The organism is Clostridium ihumii AP5 (assembly GCF_000612845.1).
GTDB classification, from domain to species: Bacteria; Bacillota; Clostridia; order Clostridiales; family Clostridiaceae; genus Clostridium_J; species Clostridium_J ihumii.
The window spans coordinates 39,102-58,886 of the sequence record NZ_CCAT010000045.1; the positions used below are offsets into that span (position 1 = coordinate 39,102).

Annotated in this window: 14 protein-coding genes; 3 read left to right on the forward strand and 11 right to left on the reverse strand. The window is 25.9% G+C overall.

Translation table 11 applies throughout. The features are described 5' to 3' along the window. Positions 1 to 187: 187 nt before the first annotated feature. The gene (hcp, locus tag BN346_RS08110; protein ID WP_040327756.1) at positions 188 to 1,831 is read right to left on the reverse strand and encodes a hydroxylamine reductase; all 1,644 of its coding nucleotides are present in this window, start codon (positions 1,829 to 1,831) and stop codon (positions 188 to 190) included. A gap of 925 nt (positions 1,832 to 2,756) precedes the next feature. Between hcp and BN346_RS08115 the strand changes: the two genes are divergently transcribed. Further along, positions 2,757 to 3,833 (forward strand): DnaD domain protein, encoded by a 1,077-nt coding sequence (locus tag BN346_RS08115; RefSeq protein WP_040327758.1) that lies wholly within the window; start codon positions 2,757 to 2,759, stop codon positions 3,831 to 3,833. A 45-nt stretch (positions 3,834 to 3,878) separates the two neighbouring features. Here BN346_RS08115 and bioA read toward each other — a convergent pair whose 3' ends face one another. The 5 genes from bioA to BN346_RS08140 all read right to left on the reverse strand — a co-directional run bounded on the left by bioA (position 3,879) and on the right by BN346_RS08140 (position 9,394). After that, entirely contained in the window at positions 3,879 to 5,231 is a 1,353-nt protein-coding gene (gene bioA / locus BN346_RS08120; RefSeq protein WP_040327760.1) for an adenosylmethionine--8-amino-7-oxononanoate transaminase, read from the reverse strand. Between the two features lie 11 nt (positions 5,232 to 5,242). Continuing rightward, entirely contained in the window at positions 5,243 to 5,929 is a 687-nt protein-coding gene (bioD, locus tag BN346_RS08125) for a dethiobiotin synthase (protein WP_051540179.1), read from the reverse strand. 16 nt (positions 5,930 to 5,945) lie between these two features. Then, on the reverse strand, positions 5,946 to 6,938 hold the full coding sequence (gene bioB / locus BN346_RS08130; protein ID WP_040327761.1) for a biotin synthase BioB: 993 nt from the start codon (positions 6,936 to 6,938) through the stop codon (positions 5,946 to 5,948). Between the two features lie 190 nt (positions 6,939 to 7,128). Continuing rightward, a complete protein-coding gene (locus BN346_RS08135) occupies positions 7,129 to 9,126 on the reverse strand; it encodes a methyl-accepting chemotaxis protein (RefSeq protein ID WP_040327763.1) in 1,998 nt (665 codons plus the stop codon). An 82-nt stretch (positions 9,127 to 9,208) separates the two neighbouring features. Continuing rightward, the gene (locus BN346_RS08140; RefSeq protein WP_040327765.1) at positions 9,209 to 9,394 is read right to left on the reverse strand and encodes a hypothetical protein; all 186 of its coding nucleotides are present in this window, start codon (positions 9,392 to 9,394) and stop codon (positions 9,209 to 9,211) included. 548 nt (positions 9,395 to 9,942) lie between these two features. Here BN346_RS08140 and BN346_RS08145 point away from each other — a divergent pair. Then, a complete protein-coding gene (locus tag BN346_RS08145; RefSeq protein WP_040327767.1) occupies positions 9,943 to 11,547 on the forward strand; it encodes an amidohydrolase in 1,605 nt (534 codons plus the stop codon). Between the two features lie 45 nt (positions 11,548 to 11,592). On the opposite strand, the gene BN346_RS08150 is transcribed toward BN346_RS08145, so the two are convergent. After that, positions 11,593 to 12,528, reverse strand: a complete 936-nt coding sequence (locus BN346_RS08150) for a patatin-like phospholipase family protein (RefSeq protein ID WP_040327768.1) — start codon at positions 12,526 to 12,528, stop codon at positions 11,593 to 11,595. 404 nt (positions 12,529 to 12,932) lie between these two features. Here BN346_RS08150 and BN346_RS08155 point away from each other — a divergent pair, with 404 nt between their 5' ends. Further along, on the forward strand, positions 12,933 to 14,570 hold the full coding sequence (locus BN346_RS08155) for a SulP family inorganic anion transporter (protein WP_040327769.1): 1,638 nt from the start codon (positions 12,933 to 12,935) through the stop codon (positions 14,568 to 14,570). A 45-nt stretch (positions 14,571 to 14,615) separates the two neighbouring features. On the opposite strand, the gene BN346_RS08160 is transcribed toward BN346_RS08155, so the two are convergent. From BN346_RS08160 to BN346_RS08175, 4 genes are all read right to left on the reverse strand, one after another. Further along, positions 14,616 to 15,257: an undecaprenyl diphosphate synthase family protein gene (locus tag BN346_RS08160; protein ID WP_040327770.1), complete on the reverse strand. Its 642-nt coding sequence runs from the start codon at positions 15,255 to 15,257 to the stop codon at positions 14,616 to 14,618. Positions 15,258 to 15,773: 516 nt separating this feature from the next. Further along, entirely contained in the window at positions 15,774 to 17,024 is a 1,251-nt protein-coding gene (locus tag BN346_RS08165; RefSeq protein WP_040327771.1) for a Gfo/Idh/MocA family protein, read from the reverse strand. Positions 17,025 to 17,054: 30 nt separating this feature from the next. Further along, positions 17,055 to 18,149 carry an N-acetylglucosamine-6-phosphate deacetylase gene (gene nagA / locus BN346_RS08170; RefSeq protein WP_051540181.1) on the reverse strand — a complete coding sequence of 365 codons (1,095 nt, stop codon included), beginning with the start codon at positions 18,147 to 18,149 and terminating at the stop codon, positions 17,055 to 17,057. Positions 18,150 to 18,247: 98 nt separating this feature from the next. Beyond that, a complete protein-coding gene (locus BN346_RS08175) occupies positions 18,248 to 19,354 on the reverse strand; it encodes a HEAT repeat domain-containing protein (RefSeq protein ID WP_040327772.1) in 1,107 nt (368 codons plus the stop codon). Between the last annotated feature and the right edge of the window lie 431 nt (positions 19,355 to 19,785).

Here is a 19,785-nt window from a genome sequence, read left to right on the forward strand (position 1 = left end):
TCCAAGCTGAAATTTTTATGAATAACGTTTTAAATAATTCCTGTTTCTTGGAATAACATTATTCTCATTTGATATTTGAATAATTTCATTTTTCAACTTATATTCCTATAAAATATAAAACAAGCTTTATTATTAAATCTAATAAAGCTTGTTTTATTGATTATAAAAATTATTTTTTAATTTTTAATTATTCTCCTAAGAAGATTTTCATATCTTCATCTACAGTTGTTATTCCTGCTATTCCAAAAGTTTCAATTAAAACGTTAGCAACATTTGGTGATAAGAATGCTGGAAGTGTTGGTCCTAAATGAATATTCTTAACTCCTAAATGTAATAATGCTAATAATACAATAACAGCTTTTTGCTCATACCATGCAATGTTATAGCATATTGGTAATTCATTTATATCATTTAACTCGAATACCTCTTTTAATTTTAATGCAATTAATGCAAGTGAATATGAATCGTTACATTGTCCTGCATCTAAAACTCTAGGTATTCCATTTATATCTCCAAGATTTAATTTATTATATTTATATTTTGCACATCCAGCAGTTAAAATTACTGTATCTTTTGGTAATCTCTCTGCAAACTCTGTATAGTAATTTCTTGATTTAGCTCTTCCATCACAACCTGCCATTACAAAGAATTTTTTAATTGCTCCAGTTTTTACAGCTTCTACAACTTTATCTGCTAAACTAAATACTTGCTCATGTGCAAATCCACCTATTATTTCACCATTTTCTATTTCTGTTGGTGCTTTACATCTTTTTGCATGTTCAATAATTTCGCTAAAATCTTTAACTCCATTTTTATCTGCTTTAATATGTTTTAAATCTTCATGACCTACAACACCAGTTGTGTAAACTCTATCTTTGTAAGACTCTTTTGGCATTACTAAGCAATTTGTTGTCATTAATATAGGTCCATTAAACTTTTCAAACTCTTCATCTTGTTTCCACCATGCATTTCCATAGTTACCAACTAAGTTTGAGTATTTCTTTAATTTTGGATAGTAATGTGCTGGTAACATTTCACTATGTGTATACACATCTACTCCTGTGCCCTCTGTTTGCTTTAATAATGCTTCTATATCTTTTAAATCATGTCCACTAATTAATATTCCTGGGTTAGATTTAACTCCAATATTTACTTTTGTAACTTCTGGATTACCATAGCTTTCAGTATTTGCTTTATCTAATAAAGCCATACCATCAACGCCAAACTTTCCAGTTTCTAATGTAATTCCAATAAGTTCATCTATTGTTAAATCATCATTTACAGTAGATGCTAAAGCTCTGTCCATAAATCTACTTATTTCATCATTATCATATCCTAAATGATTAGCATGCTTCATATAAGCACATAACCCCTTAATACCATAAGTAATCATCTCTCTTAAAGATCTTATATCTTCATTTTCAGTTGATAAAACGCCTACTTTTTCTGACTTTGCCATCATTTCAGTTTCATCTTCACTATACCAAATTGCAGCTTCAGCTAAATTTTCTAAATCACCGTTATTTGATTTAACCTTTTCCTTTAATCCTTCTCTTAATCTTAATCCTTCTGATACTTTATTAATAAAGAATTTCTTATCCCAATTTGCATTAGTTATAGTTGCAAATAATGACTCTATTATAAACTTGTCTACTTCTTTATCATTAACATTAACAGCATTTGCTCTTTCATTAACTACTGCTATTCCCTTAACTACATAAACTAATAAATCTTGTAACTTAGCTAATGTATCATCCTTTCCACAAACTCCTTTTATAGTACAACCCTTACATCCTGCTGTTTCTTGACATTGATAACAAAACATACTCATAACTTACTTCCTCCTAATAATATATAATTAATTGTTCATTAACTTAATAAATTTTCTTTTTAAAATATTTCCGTGGAAATACTGAATCACTTCATGAACTTATTATAAATTAACGTATATATTATTTCGGTAACGTAAGTTACTATTAATTATTTATTTCAATTTATTAGTTAAATGAATTTTTCCCCATAATTACTTCTTAAATATTTTTCAAATTATTTTTTAATTATCTAAAGAAAATAATCTTTAATTCAAATTTATTTCTTCAATTGCAATTATATTCTTTTCAAAAACATTGTCTATTTAAAATTTCTTGCTTATTAAATTTACTCTTAATTTAATTTACTAATAGCCGTTTAATATTGGAAATAAAATAGCAAATTAATTAGAGTTTCTTTGAAATTTTTATAAATAACGATTTAAATAATTCCTGTTTTTTTACTAACATTATTCATGTTTCAGTTGAGAAAAAGTAATTTGAAGTGTTATACAAAATTAACAATGAAGGATAAAACTGGAGTATCAATTTTTTAAATCAAATTTTATGATAATTTGATTAGCAAATTAGTTAAAACATATAAAAAAAACTAGTTTTTTTATATTTCTATTTTTAGATATTAAAAGCGAAGCGAGTAATATTCACCATAACTATTCACTTTTCACTCTTAGTTCTTAGTTGGTTTCACCCATGATATCAGAATAAACTGTAAGCTAAATACTATCATTTGAGAAATACATTACTTTAAATTTGAACTTGGAACCCTATATTACAAAATAAAGTTAAGTATCTTTTAAATTTATGTACTTTTTACATGTAATTGTAAACTTTTTGAAAATTCCCATTTTCATTTTGTTGTTTTTTGCTTTTTTTACCTATATAGAGATTGAAGCAGTAGCTTTTAAATTACTTTTAGGGGGTTTTATTATGTTTTCAATTTCAAACATTAATCAAGTTTATTGCAAAGAGATGGGATTGTCACTAGATGACTTACTTATTTTAGATTATTTTAAAAAGGGAATTGATAATGATGAGTTTATTTGTAAGGTTATTGATAATGAAAAATACTATTGGCTAAATTATAGTGATGTTATAAATACATTTCCTATACTTAATATAAAAAAGGATACACTTTATAGAAAACTAAAAAAACTTTGCAAAGCTAACATTCTAAAACATAAAACTTTAAAATCTGGAGGTACATACTCCTTTTATGCCTTGAGCAATGAATTTCATAATATTTTTATAAATGTTAAAGAAAAAACTAAAACAGAATGTAGCCCAAAAACTGCTACATCTAATTGTGATGCTAAAAATTCTAAAGAAAAAGACTTTAAAAATATCCTAAATGCTATTCTTACGTCTAAAACAACTAGCCCAATTGACGACTTTTCTGTATTGGATTTATTTTCATATGATGATGAAAACACATCCATAGGTATAGATTTTTTATCCAAAGCTAAGGATTTTTTCACGTCCCTCCTTGGATTAAAGTCCTTAGCTAAATATATATTTAATATATTAAATAAAATAACTTCGTTATTTTATAATTTATCTAAATCTAAAGATTTAGATATTAACTCTATAAATAGAGTTAATAATAATAACAACTTAAATACTAATAATTGTAATTTAGATATGGATTTTAATTACAATACCTCTAAGGATTTAAATACTGATACTTGTGAAAATGAACTTTATAGTTATTATAATGATTGTGGTTTTTCTCCTTTAACTAATGTTACTAAATCTATAATTGACTCACTATCAAAAAACTATGGTGATGAAACTTTGAAAAATGCCATGACTGAAGCTGTTAAGAATAATGTTTTAAACCTTAACTACGTAGAAGGCATTCTTAAAAACTGGAAAAACAAAACACAAAAACCTACTATAGATAACTTTGAAAATAAATTATACAAAAAGGAAAAAGACAGCTTCAATAACTTTGAACAACGAAAATATGACTTTGAACAACTTGAAAAAGACCTTTTAGGTTGGTAGAAAACAAGGGTTCATCTAATTTTAAAACTAAATGAACCCTAAAAATTATTTATTATTACTAAAGTATTCTTCTATACATTCTCTTGCAGTATCTACAACTATGTCTATTTCTTCTTTTGTTATTATGTATGGTGGCATAAAATATATAACATTTCCAAGTGGTCTTAGAAGCACGCCTTTTTTTAGTGCAAGCTGATAAATTTTATATCCTATTCTATCTTGCCATGGGAAAGCTTCTTTAGTTTCTTTATTTTTAACAAGTTCTATAGCACCAATCATTCCAAGTTGTCTATAGTCACCTACATATTCTATATCTAACAATGTGCTTTCTATTTTTTCTTTTAAATACTTAGATTTTTTATCTATTGTATCTAAAATATTTTCTTCTTCAAATATCTTTAAAGTTTCTACTGCTACAGCACAACCTAATGGATTTCCTGAATAACTATGGCTATGTAAAAATGCTTTCATTGTTTCATAATCATCATAAAAAGCATCATATATTTTATCTGCAGTTAAAACTAATGACATTGGCATATATCCTGCTGTAAGACCTTTTGATACAGTCATTATATCTGGTGAAATACCTGCATGTTCACAGGCAAACATTTTTCCAGTTCGTCCAAAACCAACTGCAATTTCATCAGCAATTAAATTTATATCATATTCATCACATAACTTTTTTAACTTTTTCAAATAATTTGGTGAATACATCTTCATGCCAGCAGCACCTTGAATCATTGGCTCTATTATTACAGCTGTAATTTCTTCATGGTTTTCTTTAATAGCTTTTTCCATACTTTCAAAACATTCAGCATTACAAGTTTCTCTATTTTTATTGTATGGACACCTGTAACAATCTGGTCCATTAACTTTTATTGTCTCTATTAATAATGGCTTGTACATAGAACTAAATAAATCAACACCACCAACTGATAATGCTCCCATAGTTTCACCATGATATGCATCACTAATTGCTATAAACTTAGTCTTTTTCTTTTTACCAACTTGCATATGATATTGAAAACTTAACTTTAATGCTATTTCCACTGCTGATGAACCATTGTCACCAAACAAAACCTTTTTCATTCCCTTTGGTGCAACTTTTATAATTCTCTCACATAATTCTATTGCTTTTTCGTGGCTAAACCCTGCAAAAATAACATGTTCAAGTGTACTAGCTTGATTATATAATGCTTTATTTATTCTATCATTACTATGTCCAAATAAATTTACCCACCATGATGAAACAGCATCTATATACTTATTTCCATCTACATCTTCTAAGTAAACACCTTTTCCATTTTTTATAACAATAGGTGGCAATTTTTCATAGTCCTTCATTTGAGAACATGGATGCCATATATATTCTAAATCTTTCTTTTGTAATTCATTCATATTATTCACTCCTAAAAAAACTTTTCTATATCTTGTTTTTGAATTTTATCAAAATATACTTTTATATCATCTATATCTAAACTTTCTAATTTATCTACAACTAGATAATTATCTATTTTGCTATTTTTTAATATGATTTTTATATTATCATCTTCATAAAAATTATTTGAATATCCATTAAACACAATACCATTGATTTTTATATTTTTAGATTTTAAATATTCTATAGTAAGTAATGTATGATTAATTGAACCTACTTTTGTACTTGCAACTACCACAACTGAAATATTTAAATCTCTTATTAAATCACACATATAATATTCATCTCTAATTATTGGAACTATACACCCTCCAGCCCCTTCAACTACTACATAATCATATTTATTTTTCAACTTACCATATTCTTTAATAATTTTTTCTTTACATATTTTTACATCGTCCATTTCAGCTGCTAAATGTGGTGATACAGCTTCACCTAACGCATAAGTGTTCATATCTTTTTTCTTTTCATCATTAAATTTACAAAGTTTATTTACAAACTCTACATCACAAATATAAAACTTACCATTTTCCATACACCCACTTTGTACAGGCTTGTAAGAAATTACATTAGAATCCTTTAACTTATATGTAAATAATCCATTTATAAAAGTCTTTCCAACATCAGTATCAGTTCCAACAATAAATAATGATTTCATTTAAACACTTCCTAATCTAAATATTTTCTATAATTTTTAAATTTTCACTTTCTATCATTTTCTTATCACTCTCAATAGTGCTTCCTATAGTTGTTAAAAAATTTCCTGTAAGAGCTCCATTTATACCTGCTTTTAATCCTAATCTTTGATTTTCCTTTAATTGCATTCTACCGCCTGCATATCTTATTACTATCTTTGGATTTATATATCTAAACACAGCCATAGTTTTTATAAGTTCAATTGGATTTTCCTTTTCATTATTTTCAAAAGGTGTTCCCTTAATAGGTGTTAATATATTTAAAGGAATTGAATTTACATCTAATTCTTTTAGTTCAAAAGCCATCTTAACTCTTTCTTCTCTACTTTCTCCAAGACCTAAAATTCCTCCTGAACATATCTTAAGACCTGCCTTTTTTACATTTTTAATAGTATTTATTCTATCTTCATAACTATGTGTGCTACATATATTTTTGTAAAAATTCTCGCAACTCTCTATATTGTGATGATACATTTCAACACCAGCTTCTTTTAACTTTACTGCCTGCTCATATGTAATAATTCCATGAGATGCACACAAATGAAGTTTGGTTTCTTTTTTTAACCTTTTATATATTTTAAGCAATTTTTCAAATTCACTTTCATTGATTATTCCTCTACCACTTGAAACTAAAGAAAACTTATTTGCTCCTTCCCCTTCATTAATTTTAGCTTCCTTTAAAACTTCCTCTTCATCTAATAATGAAAATTCATCTATTCCTGTTTTATAATGAATTGACTGAGCACAATACTTGCAATCTTCACTACATCTTCCACTTTTTACATTCATAATTGTACAAAGATCTACTATATCTCCATTAAACTTTTTCCTTATTTCATTAGCACCAATAAAAAGTTCCTCTAAAGCTTCTTTATTTTCCTCTTCTATATTTATTACTTCTAAAGCTTCTTCTAAATTAATATCTTGTCCACTTAAAATTTTATCTTTTAATTCCCTTATTTTGTTTTTCATAACTTACCTCTCCATTTTGTAAACTTTTATCGTTTACCTAGTTTACAAAATTAGTTTACTATTTTTTTATAATTTGGTCAATATTTGATACATACGTAAAATAATTATCTTTAAAATATAAAAACTTCAACTTTACATATAAATACAAAATAGTTACCTTAACATTTAAGATAACTATTTTGTATAAAATTTACTCTATTTTAAATTCATCTATAATATCATAGATATTATTAGCTAATTTTTTTAAATTTTGAGATGATATATTTAATTCCTCTATTTTTTCAGCTTGATTATTTGTAGATGCCGTAACCTCTTCTGTAGAAGCTGCTGCTTCTTCTGATACTGCTGAAACATTTTGTATTTTTTCAATAAATAAATTTTTTGATTCATCTATTTTTATTAAATTTTCATTTACTTTAATAATAAAATTATTTAAATTTTTTATAGCTTCATTTATATCATTAAAAATTTTAAATGTTCCATCTACATTATTAGAAGTTTCTTCTATACTTTCTTTGGATTTTTTAATTTCTAATATAACCATATCTATATCATTTATATTTACATTTATTATATTTTCTATTTCATTTGCAGATATTTTTGATTGTTCAGCTAATTTTCTTATTTCATCTGCAACAACAGAGAATCCTCTTCCTGCTTCTCCAGCTCTAGCAGCTTCTATACTTGCATTTAACGCAAGCAAATTAGTTTGATCTGTTATAGATTTCATAGTATCAATTATACTATTTATTTTTTTAGAATTTTCATGTAATACTTTAGATTTTTCTACCACATTACATATAGAAACATCACTTTCTTTTTGTATATTATTTAATTCAACAATAGTATTTTTCCCTATTTGAGTTTTATCTTCAACATTATTGGAAATGTTTTTAACTTGCTCTGAAGATTTTGTAGCTTCATTTAATTGATTTCCTAATTCTAAAGATAATTCAACACTTTCTTCTAATGAATTAGCTTGCTCTATAGTTCCATTAGATAACTGTGACATTGCTTCTGCTATGTTATTTATAACTTCTTTAAATTCATTTACTATTGAATTTACTTCTTCTGATTCTCTAGCTAATTCCTTTGATGTATTTCCTGCCACACCTAAAATTTTCACTATATCATCTATCATAAGATTAGTACACTCAGATATATCACTAAATTCCTGTGTGATTATATTATTAGTATCTATTCTTTTAGTAAAATTTTTATTTTTACATTCTATTAAAACATTGGTTATTCTAGTACATATTTGTTCAATTCTTTTTGAAAATAAAACAATTATTATCCCTATAATTATTAACAATACTAGTATCATTATTAATGGACTTATTATATTTTTTATACTTAATGAATATATTTCCTCTTCATCTATAAATCCATATGTTGTATAACCAACATTATCATTTTTTATTTTTTCAACAACATACTTTTTATCATTTAATTTAACTATTCCCTCTTTTTCTATACCTTTTAATGCTTTTCCAAATTGTTGTTCACTAACAGTTTTTGATAAAAATTCCTTATTACTACTAGCTATTATATTTTCATCATTATATGCCATAAATGTAAATCCATTTTCTCCGATTTCGCACTTTGACACTATTTCTGAAAGTTTATCTAATTGAATATCTATTGCTAATACACCAATTAATTTCTTATCTTCACTTAATACTTTTCTAGATATTGTTATTATATCTGTTGATGTAAATGCATCTAAATATGGTGGTGTAACCAAAGTTGTATCCTGTTCTTTTGCTTTTATATACCATTCCCTTGTGGTTGGATCATAATTATCATCCAATCCATTATTAGGATATAGCAATGTTTGCTTATTTTCTCCCCCCATATAAACAGATGATATATTAATATTAGATTCTTTTAAAGTTTTGAACACTTTTAATGTGTTTTCATTATTAATATTACTATTAAATGCTTCTCTAATATATGGTGTTTCTGATAATACCTCTATAAATTCTCTATTTTTTATGACTAATGATTCAATTTCTTTTTCAACACCCTTAAGTTTTTCATATGTTTCATTTACGAATAATTCTTTAGCCGTTTTGTATTCCGATTTAATAAGATTAATACCTAATATAGCTATTGGAATTATACTTGCTATTAAAACAATAATAATCAATTCATTTTTTAATTTTAAACTTTTCCTTTTCCCCATACTTCTCCCCCCATCAACAACCCTTTTGTTTAAATTTTCTGTATTTTATTTTTAGTCCCATCTATTTTAAATGAGACTTATTTTACTTTTTTAATTGGGTTTTATTTATTAAACTTTCCTCTATTAATTCACTTTTGCTAAATCCATTTCTAAAGTACCTTATTTGTTTATATTTTACACCATTCATTGTAAAATCCAAAACATCTATTCTATCACCTTTATAAACTACAGGTTCTTTTTTTTCTTTTAAATATACACTTAGCTCCATAAATCTTCTTCAATCTCCTTTTAATGACATTATATTTATAATTTATGTTTTTTTCGTGCTTAAATTATACCATAACTATAAATATTTATATATATTTCTTAATCTATTTATAGGTTTTCAATTTTTAAATACCATCTTTATCAAATGATACTACTATTACATTTTAGTCTTCTTTTTATATTGGGAATTAATTATGATGGATATCTTCAGGGATTGAAATCCCCGCTACACTGTTTTATTTGTACTTCAAATAAAATTAATATAATATTTATCCATAAAAAATTCATGTTGGAGAATGAATTCCCCACTATAATATTCTTACTAACCATAGTTTTAATATTAACCATAACTTTCAATTTTCAATTGTAAACTGGTTCCAAATATAACTATATTAACAAACTGTAATGTTTCTAGTATCAATTGAAAAACTTTTTCTTTCATCAAGAAACATGAATAAAAATTCAAACTTAGAATTCTATGTAATTTGAAATATTTTATTGATATACTATAATATATAACTTTTATTTAAATTTATGGGGGATATTGTAATGAATATATTATTTATTAATGGTAACATACATTCTTTAGATGAGAATAATTCTACTTATGAAGTATTAGGTATTAAAGATAATACTATTTCTTTTCTTGGACATAAAAGTGACATAAAAAATGTTCAGCATGAATATGAAAAAATTATTAATCTTGATAATAAAGTTATGTTACCTAGTTTTAATGACAGTCATATGCATCTTTTAGGTTATGGATACTTTAAATCAAAATTAAATTTATCTAACTGCACATCTATAGATAATTTAATTACTGAATCTAAAAATTATATTATATATAATAAATTAAATAAAAATGATATGCTTATAGGCCGTGGCTGGAATCAAGATAATTTTAAAGAAAAAAGAATTCCTACAAGGTTAGATTTAGATAAAATATCTACTGAAATTCCAATAATCCTTAAAAGAGCTTGTGGCCATATATCTATTTGTAATTCAAAAGCTATAGAGCTTTTAAAAACTACTAACGAATGTTTAGAAAATAATCATATTAACTTAGAAAAAGGACTTTTTTCCGAAGATGGACTTAATTTACTTAATAGCATTATAAAAAATCCTTCTTTAGAAGAATTGAAAAAAATGATTTTACTCACTTGTAATGAACTATTAGAAAATGGTATAACCTCAGTACAAAGTGATGATTTTTGTGCATTGCCAATTCGAGATTGTGATATTGTTTTGAAAGCTTTCAGTGAACTTTCATTAGAAAACAAACTTCCTGTAAGAGTTTATGAACAATGTTTATTTGAAAATATTTCAGAATTTAAAATGTATCTTAATAATAATAAAATTAAATTTCATAGTGGAAACAATTTCTTTAAGATAGGTCCATTAAAATTACTTTTAGATGGTGCTTTAGGTGGTAGAACTGCTCTACTAAATACACCTTATGAAGATGATAAAAATAATTTAGGAATTGCAAATTTAGATAAATCTACTTTAGATGAATTCATTAAAATTTCTAATGATAACAATATGCAAGTAGCTGTTCATGCCATTGGTGATAAAGCCATAGATTGGGTTTTAGATTCCTACGAAAAATTTTCTGAAATTTCCAACCCACTACGTCATGGTATTGTTCATTGTCAACTTACAACTAAAAATTCTTTAAACAAAATGAAAAAATTAAATACGCTTGCATATATACAACCAATATTCCTTCACTATGATTTACACATAGTTGAAAATAGAATTGGCACAGAAAAAGCAAAAGACACTTATGCCTTTAATACAATGAATAACATGGGGATCTCTATATCTAGTGGTTCAGATTGCCCCGTAGAACATTTTAATGTTATGAATGGCATTCACTGTGCTGTTAACCGTACAGATCTTCAAAATTATCCTAAAAACGGTTGGCTGCCAAATGAAAAACTCTCTGTTTTAGATGCTCTAAAATCATACACCATAAACGGTGCTTATAGCTCTTTTGAAGAAAATATAAAAGGCACACTAGAAACAGGTAAACTTGCTGATATGGTTGTATTAGATAAAGACATCTTTTCTATAGAAAGTAATAAAATAAAAAACATCAACATCCTAATGACTATAGTTGATGGAGAAATTAAAGTAAATAAACTTATATAAAATATAAAAGCATGAACATAAAAATTCATGCTTTTATTTATAATTTTAATCTTTTTTCTTAGCAAATATATGTTTTATGCCTTCAACAAAACCTTCTGTTCTATTCTCACAAATTTCTTCATTTACAACTTTTTTATTTAATTCCTCTGCTATTTCATTTTGTTTTATAAATTCAAAAATTTTAAATATTGGCTGAAACATTTCCATAGTATTATCATATCCTAATTTCATTCTCTTTTTAGCACTTTCTATAGTAAAGTCTAATGTTCCATCCAGTACTCCTTCTTCTATTTCTGATGGAGTAATTTCAATTATATTAGTATTAGGATACATTTTTTTATTTACTGGAGTTTCTTTAGACAGATGTATTATTATTATAATGTCACATCCTTCTCCATAAACTGGTTGTATTGGAATATTATCAACTATACCTCCATCTAAATATTTAGTACATTCTATTTCTTCACATTCATATATCATTGGTAATGCTGAAGTTGCAAGTAATATTTTTTTTATATCTTCTGGTTCATAATCATTAACTTTAAAATATTTTGGCATTAATGATGGTACCTCTGTGCATGCAGCATAACAAACCATTTTATTTTCCTTTATTTTATTAAAATCTAAAACTTCCATTATCTCATCAAGACCTTCTCTTGAAATATTTCCACCTGATATCATCTTTGGCATATGTTTTTTTATAAAATTAATATTCTTTAATCCTAATGATATAAGGAAACTTTTCTTATTTAAATCTTTTTCATCTATAGGTAAAATCTTTTCACGAGTTATAGTCCCCCATATACTTTCTGATAACTCCAAATCATCCTGCATTAAAAGCATTGCATTAAGAGCACCAATAGAAGTACCTGCCAAAACACTTATATATTTATCTATCTTCAATTCTTTCAAAGCTTTAAAAGCACCTATTTGATATGCCCCCTTAGCTCCACCACCTGCTAAAACTAATCCTATCTTCATCTAATTGCCACCCTTCCCTTTAAATGCTACACTGTGGTTCCAAGTTAATATTTTAGTTTATACATTGAACCCTTTAATATATTATACCAAAAATAATCCATATTTTTTAAATTTTTCTGATTATTTTTAAATAAAATTCTCATTTTTTGTTTAATTTTTTGTAAATATTTATTTATTTAACTTTTTATGAACTATTTTTTAAATTTCTCTTGAAGATTTTTATATAAGTATTATAATTATAAATGGTTTGTAAAAAAGCACGTGCTTTTAAAAATAAAATATTTTAGATTATAAATTTAGCAATTATTTTATTTAATATTTAAAGAAAACATAATTGTTTTTTTTCCGTGTCTAAATATATTTGTTTTTTATGCACTATTAAAATTTAATAGGAGGGATTTTTAATGACTAAACCTAAAATTTTTGATTTAGTTAATGACAAGTCATTTTCTAAAGAGCAACTTTTCAAAGATGTAATTGCTGGAATAATTGTTGCTATTATTGCATTACCTCTTTCGGTGGCTCTTGGAATTTCTTCTGGTGTAAGTCCAGAAAAAGGATTAATTACGGCTATTATAGCTGGATTCTTCATTTCATTTCTTGGTGGAAGTAAAGTTCAAATTGGTGGACCTACTGGAGCATTTGTTGTAATTGTTTATGGAATAATAGCAGAACATGGAGTAGATGGTTTAATAATTGCAACTTTCATGGCTGGAATTATCCTTATATTATTTGGTATTTGTAAACTTGGTTCACTTATAAAATTTATTCCTTATCCAATAACCGTTGGATTTACTTCAGGAATTGCTGTAACTTTATTTACAACTCAAATAAAAGATTTTTTAGGACTTTCAATTGATAAAGTACCTTCTGAGTTTATACCTAAGGTTGTTTCATTTATATCAAATATAAATACTACTAGTTTAATTACTTTATTAGTTGGTGTTTTTTCTCTTGCTATAATACTTTTATGGCCTAAGATTAATAAAACTATACCAGGTTCTTTAGTTGCACTAATAATTGCAACTTCAGTAGTATATATATTTGATTTGCCTGTAGCAACAATTGGAAGTCAATTTGGAGAAATAAGCTCTAAGATTCCAATGCCAACTATTCCTAAAATAGATTTTGGCACTGTAACTAAGCTTATACAACCAGCATTTACAATTGCTATACTTGCTGGAATAGAATCATTACTATCAGCTGTTGTTTCTGATAAAATGATTGATGATAAACATGATTCTAACATGGAACTTATTGCTCAAGGTGTTGGTAACATAGGCTCTGCATTATTTGGAGGTATTCCTGCAACTGGTGCAATTGCTAGAACTGCTGCTAACGTAAAAAATGGTGGTAGAAGTCCTATTTCAGGAATTGTACATGCTTTAACATTACTTTTAATAATGAAAGTATTCATGCCTCTAGCAAAATTCATTCCTTTAACTACCCTAGCTTCAATCCTTATGGTTGTTTCTTATAATATGGGTGAATGGAAAGAAATGAAAGAAATGATTAAAGCACCTAAAAGTGATTTAATAGTACTTTTAGCAACATTCTTCTTAACAGTTATCTTTGATCTTGTAATAGCAATAGAAGCCGGAATGCTTATTGCAATGTGTCTATTCATTAGAAGAATGACTGTTCATACAGAAGTAACTGAAGTAGTTAATCATAAAAATATCAAAGAAGATTTTAAAGATAACATTTCAATTTTTGAAATAGATGGTCCTCTTTTCTTTGCTGTAACAGACACTTTAAATGATTCAATTTTAACAGAATCATTAAATAAAATATTAATATTAAAAATGAACAACACTAAAGTTATGGATATAAGTGCTTATAATGCACTAGAATCAATAGAAAAATTCTGTTCTAAAAATAATATAAAACTTATATTATGCGGAATTCAACCTCAGCCATTTAAAATTTTAAATAATATGGGCATGGTTAAAAGATTTAAAGAAAGTTATATAACTAATTGTATAGATGATGCAATTGATTTAGCTAATTCTATTATGCTTGAAAAAAACTCTATTGCATAATGCTAAAAAGGAACTAAGAAAAAACTTAGTTCCTTTTTTAATACTTTAACCACCTAATGTAACATCTTGTTTATCATACCATTGTAGTGCCTGATAAAAATGTTCTGGTTTAAACTCTGGCCAATAATCATCAATAATATAAAAATCTGAATATACTGATTGAACTGGTAAAAATCCACTTAACCGTCTTCTACCACCCCATCTAATTATAAGATCTATCCTTGATATATCTTTAGATTTTATATTGTTATCTACATTCTTTTTACTTACATCTCCACTTTTTAATTCATTTAAATCCCATTCCCAACCATAATTCACTAAAAAATTAACCTTCATTCCCCCCTTGCCAAACACTTTTCTTTGTGTGTACGGCACTAACTCTTTTGGAAACACCTTAGAATCTTTATTTCCTATAACTAATAACTCTGCATCTTCCTTTGATAATATTTTTACTGCGTTTATACACGCCTCTGTAAAAGCCTTTTTTTGATTATCTGGTCTTTTAGCATTATCTGTCGTGAAACCATAGTATGTTATTTCATCAATTCCAGCATTTTTACAAAGATTAAAAAGACTTAATCCCGGCTCTATTCCACTATCATATCCTTTTTCCTTGCTTAAACCATTTGCCATAGCCCATCTTCTATTTCCATCTGGTATAATTCCTATGTGCTTCGGAAGTCTCATAAACTCACCTCTAAATTCTCATAAATATTTTAATAATCATAAAAATATTGTTTCCATAATTTAATTATTTTATTTCTATTTTTTATGAAAATTTTAGATTTTCTTATAACACTTCTAAATTCATCTCTTCATTACCTTATTAAAATTCCATTGTCCAATTGTAAATAATACTATATGTTATAGATTAATTACCACTTACAATTTAAAATAATATATTTATATGAATGCACAAATTTATTATAATGAAAAATTTAAATAAGCTATTCATTTAAACTTTAATTAGAAAATCTTATGGATTTTTATTTAATTTTTACGACCTTGCCCCAAGGACGGGGCAAGCTGAAGTTAAGACAGGACGTCGCATCTGAAGGTAGTCTTAAAAATTAAAGAAAAATACATTTAGAGTTTCTTTTAAAATTTCACAGAATAGCGTTTTAAATTTCTTCATTTATAATAGTGTTCCAATTTTATTTTTAAAATTATTAATTTTAAATTTTATTTTATCTTTCTACAACTTTATATATTTTTTTCCCAAAACTCTTTTACATTAACTACTTCACTGTTAAGTCTTGAATGTTCTGCTGCAAATGCCATTATGTGACTTTCAACTGATGTTAGTGCTGATGTCTTAACTTGTCCATTTTCGCCTCTTATAATATTTATAAAGTTCTTCATAATCTCAGTGTCTCCTCCAAGATGTCCACTTTTAACTACTTCTGGTACTACTGTTTTCCATTCAGATTCATTAAAGTTTTTAACTTCTATTATATTTTTCCCATCATGTGCTCTTACTTCTCCATGTGTAAACATAAGCTTTAATGTTCTATTACACTCATCAGTAAATGCTGATAAATTAAATGTTGCCGTTATATTATTTTCAAACTCTAATATAGTTACCATATGATCCACTACATTATTATCACATTTATATACGCATCTTCCATAAGGACCAGTTCTTAAAGCCTCTTCTAAATTTTCTTTTGTAGGTATTGGATGTACCACCGTTTTAAATATTGGTTTTTCACCTAAATAAAGTTTAACCGCTGAATATGGACACTGATTTTTAAAATTGCAATCTAAACATCTATCTGCCATTCCTTCTTTAAAACTCTTTGAATTCATATGTGAGAGATGTCCAAATGATGCTATCTTTCTGCAATTACTTTCAGCAAACCATAACAATAAATCCATGTCATGACAACTCTTTGCTAAAATTAAAGGGCTTGTCTCATCACTATTTCTCCAATTTCCCCTTGTAAAACTATGTGCAAAGTGCCAATGTGCTATATTTTCATTATGTTGTATGTTTATAAGTTGTCCTAGTTCCTTTGAATCTATAATTTTTTTCAATTCACTAAAAAATGGTGTATATCTTAATACATGACATATCATAAAAACTTGATTACTATATTTTTTAGCAAGCTCTCCTAATTTAACTATATGATCTAATTTATTACTCATAGGTTTTTCTAATAACACATGATAACCCTTTTCTAATGCAATCTTTGTTGGTTCATAATGTGATTCATCATTATTAGCTATTATTATAGCATCACCTAATTTTTCACCTTCTAAAAGTTTTTCCCAAGTATCAAACACATTTTCGTCTTTTATATTATATTCCTCTTTAAATTGATTTCTTCTAGTTTCATTTGGTTCTGCTACTGCAACAAATTCAACAATTTCTGGATTTGCCTTTACATATGGAGCATATGCATACATTCCCCTTGCTCCAGCTCCTATTAATGCTATTTTTATTTTCCCCATGTTAAATTACCTCCTCAAATTTAAACCTTATTATTTTTCATAACATAAAATACCCTTACAATATGTTTTTAAAACATTTAAATTTTCATCTAGAATTACTATATCTGCATCTTTACCAAGATCTAAACTGCCTTTTTTATTATTTATTTTCATTCTTATTGATGCATTTGTACTTGTCATTAAAACTGCTTCTTCCAATGAACAATTTGTATACTCTATAATATTTTTAAATGCTTCATTCATAGAAAGTATACTTCCACCTAAGTTTCCATTTTTTAATCTAGCTGAATTTCCTTTTTTTATTACATCTAAAGGTCCAAGTTTGTAAACACCATCATCTAACCCTTTTGCCCTCATAGAATCTGTTATTAATATAATTTTATTTACTCCTTTTAATTTAACTGTTTCTCTTATAACACTTCTATCAACATGAATTCCATCGGCTATAAGTTCTATCATAATGTTATCAAAATATAAACCTGCATTTACTATTCCAGGTGTTCTATGATGATACCCACTACAAGCATTATAAAAATGAGTAATGTTTAAATCTCTTATACTTAGTGCCTCTTCTATTTCTTTAAAATTAGCATTACTGTGTCCAATAGATGATATTATTCCTTTTTGCTTTAAATATTTAGTAAACCTTAAATCCTTATCATTTTCTATTGCATAAGTTACTATCTTTATATCATCACTGTTTTCTTCAAAATTTTTGAATTGTTCTATACTTGGATTTTTTAAATATTTTATATCTTGAGCTCCATTAAATTTTTCATTTAAAAAAGGACCTTCTAAATGTACACCTAAAACTTCAGCACCAATTGTATTATTTTTTTTTATATATTCTTCAATATTTCTTAATGCTTTAATTATATTATCTGTTCTTTCTGTTACTGTTGTTGGATAAAAACTAGTTGTCCCCTCTTTTAAAATTTCATAACTCCATTTTTTTATTCCATCAAGACTCCCATCCATAGTATCTATGTTATATCCACCATGAGTATGAATATCTATAAATCCAGGAATAGCAATACAATTTTTAGGTATTTCTATTTTTTCTCCATATTTACTTATAGCTCCATACTTAGTATATATACATCCTCTTCTTATAACGTTTCCCAAACTTCTTGCCACCCTTCAAATAAGTGATTATTCTTAAAATTCACTACAAACCTTATGTTTATTTCTTTTTCCAATGTCGAACTTTGCGTATTTTCATTTTACTTTAAAGAAAATTTTAAATACAGTTTAGAATTTTTAATGTTTTCCATTTCTATATCTATTTCTTTTCTCCAACTTTCCACTTCCTTATATTTTACATTATTAATCTTTGTACTTACATATAATTCTCTTTTAAGATTAACCATACTTTCATCATAATCTTTTTTTTCTATCATATTGTACACATACTCTATGGCATCTTTACTATACATTCTACAAAGTTGAGATGCTAAAATACTTCTTATATCAAAATGCTCTTCTTCTTTTAAAATATTAAAGCATAATTTTTCAGCAAAAGGAGTTTTTATCCTATCGAATACCATAGTTAAATAAACTCTTATATCATAACTAGAATCAAAATATATTTTATTAACTTCTTCTATAACTTTATCACTATCCATTTTTGCAAGAGCTCTACCTACACTTTCATTTACTAAATAATTGTCTTCGTCTAGCTGACTTATTAAAAAATTTATAAGTTTTTCATCTTTTAATTCACTTAATAATTCAATCAAATAAAATTTATAATATTGGCTTTTACATTTATTTATTTGTCTTTTTATAAAATTATAATCTAAATCCGTTCTAAGTCTTAATTCATTTACAATATACATTCCATAATTTAAATCAAAATCATTAATTTTCTTTTTCTCATTTTCAACATGCTTTTTTAGCATTTTTAAAAGATCATTTGTTGAACTTTCTCTAATTCCCCTTAAAAAATTTACATATTTAAAAATATCAAAATTCTTTAATTCCTCTCTTTTTAAAAATGCATTAATTATTTCATCATAAAATTCCTCTATTACATCTAATCCATTAGTAATCATAAGTGATGCTACGTTTATATTAAAGATCTCATCATCTCTTCCAAAGTTCAATAACTTTTTCCATCCATCCTTACTTATATTTAAATTTTCACAATTTCTAATAATATAACTTCGTTCAAATTGATCTTCATATTTTCTTATACTTTCTATAACACACTCTGTAACTTCTTTGTCTTTTGAAAAACTTTCATTAAAATACCCTATAGCCGATGATCTTATTATAAAATCTTGTGAAGTTATATTTTCTTTAACTATAGAATCTTTATCTTTTTGCATTTCTCTCATCCCCTTTTATTGATTACTTTTAAATCAATTATTAAATCAATTATATGTGATAATTATTAATTTTTAATTAAGTGTAACATTAAAAATTATATTTCTATAGGGTTCCAAACTCAAATTTAAAATAATAGTTTTATCAAATGATACTACTAATAATCTTATAGTTCATTCTATTATAATGTTTGGAACCAATTAACAATGATGAATTATTAATAATAATGATAAATATCACCGGGGATTGAAATCCCCGCTACAATGTTTTATTTGTACTTCAAATAAAATTAATATAATACTTATCCATAAAAAGTTCATTTTGGAGAATAAATTCCCCATTACAATATCCTTACTAACCATAGTTTTCATAGTAAATATAACTATTACTTTTAATATTTTACAAAATTTAGTTTTTATATAATCCTTAAATA

Bases quoted from the DNA above. Each gene is read 5' to 3' on its own strand.
- hcp (WP_040327756.1), bottom strand. From the start codon at position 1,831: ATGAGTATGTTTTGTTATCAATGTCAAGAAACAGCAGGATGTAAGGGT.
- BN346_RS08115 (WP_040327758.1), top strand. From the start codon at position 2,757: ATGTTTTCAATTTCAAACATTAATCAAGTTTATTGCAAAGAGATGGGA.
- bioA (WP_040327760.1), bottom strand. From the start codon at position 5,231: ATGAATGAATTACAAAAGAAAGATTTAGAATATATATGGCATCCATGT.
- bioD (WP_051540179.1), bottom strand. From the start codon at position 5,929: ATGAAATCATTATTTATTGTTGGAACTGATACTGATGTTGGAAAGACT.
- bioB (WP_040327761.1), bottom strand. From the start codon at position 6,938: ATGAAAAACAAAATAAGGGAATTAAAAGATAAAATTTTAAGTGGACAA.
- BN346_RS08135 (WP_040327763.1), bottom strand. From the start codon at position 9,126: ATGGGGAAAAGGAAAAGTTTAAAATTAAAAAATGAATTGATTATTATT.
- BN346_RS08140 (WP_040327765.1), bottom strand. From the start codon at position 9,394: ATGGAGCTAAGTGTATATTTAAAAGAAAAAAAAGAACCTGTAGTTTAT.
- BN346_RS08145 (WP_040327767.1), top strand. From the start codon at position 9,943: ATGAATATATTATTTATTAATGGTAACATACATTCTTTAGATGAGAAT.
- BN346_RS08150 (WP_040327768.1), bottom strand. From the start codon at position 12,528: ATGAAGATAGGATTAGTTTTAGCAGGTGGTGGAGCTAAGGGGGCATAT.
- BN346_RS08155 (WP_040327769.1), top strand. From the start codon at position 12,933: ATGACTAAACCTAAAATTTTTGATTTAGTTAATGACAAGTCATTTTCT.
- BN346_RS08160 (WP_040327770.1), bottom strand. From the start codon at position 15,257: ATGAGACTTCCGAAGCACATAGGAATTATACCAGATGGAAATAGAAGA.
- BN346_RS08165 (WP_040327771.1), bottom strand. From the start codon at position 17,024: ATGGGGAAAATAAAAATAGCATTAATAGGAGCTGGAGCAAGGGGAATG.
- BN346_RS08175 (WP_040327772.1), bottom strand. From the start codon at position 19,354: ATGCAAAAAGATAAAGATTCTATAGTTAAAGAAAATATAACTTCACAA.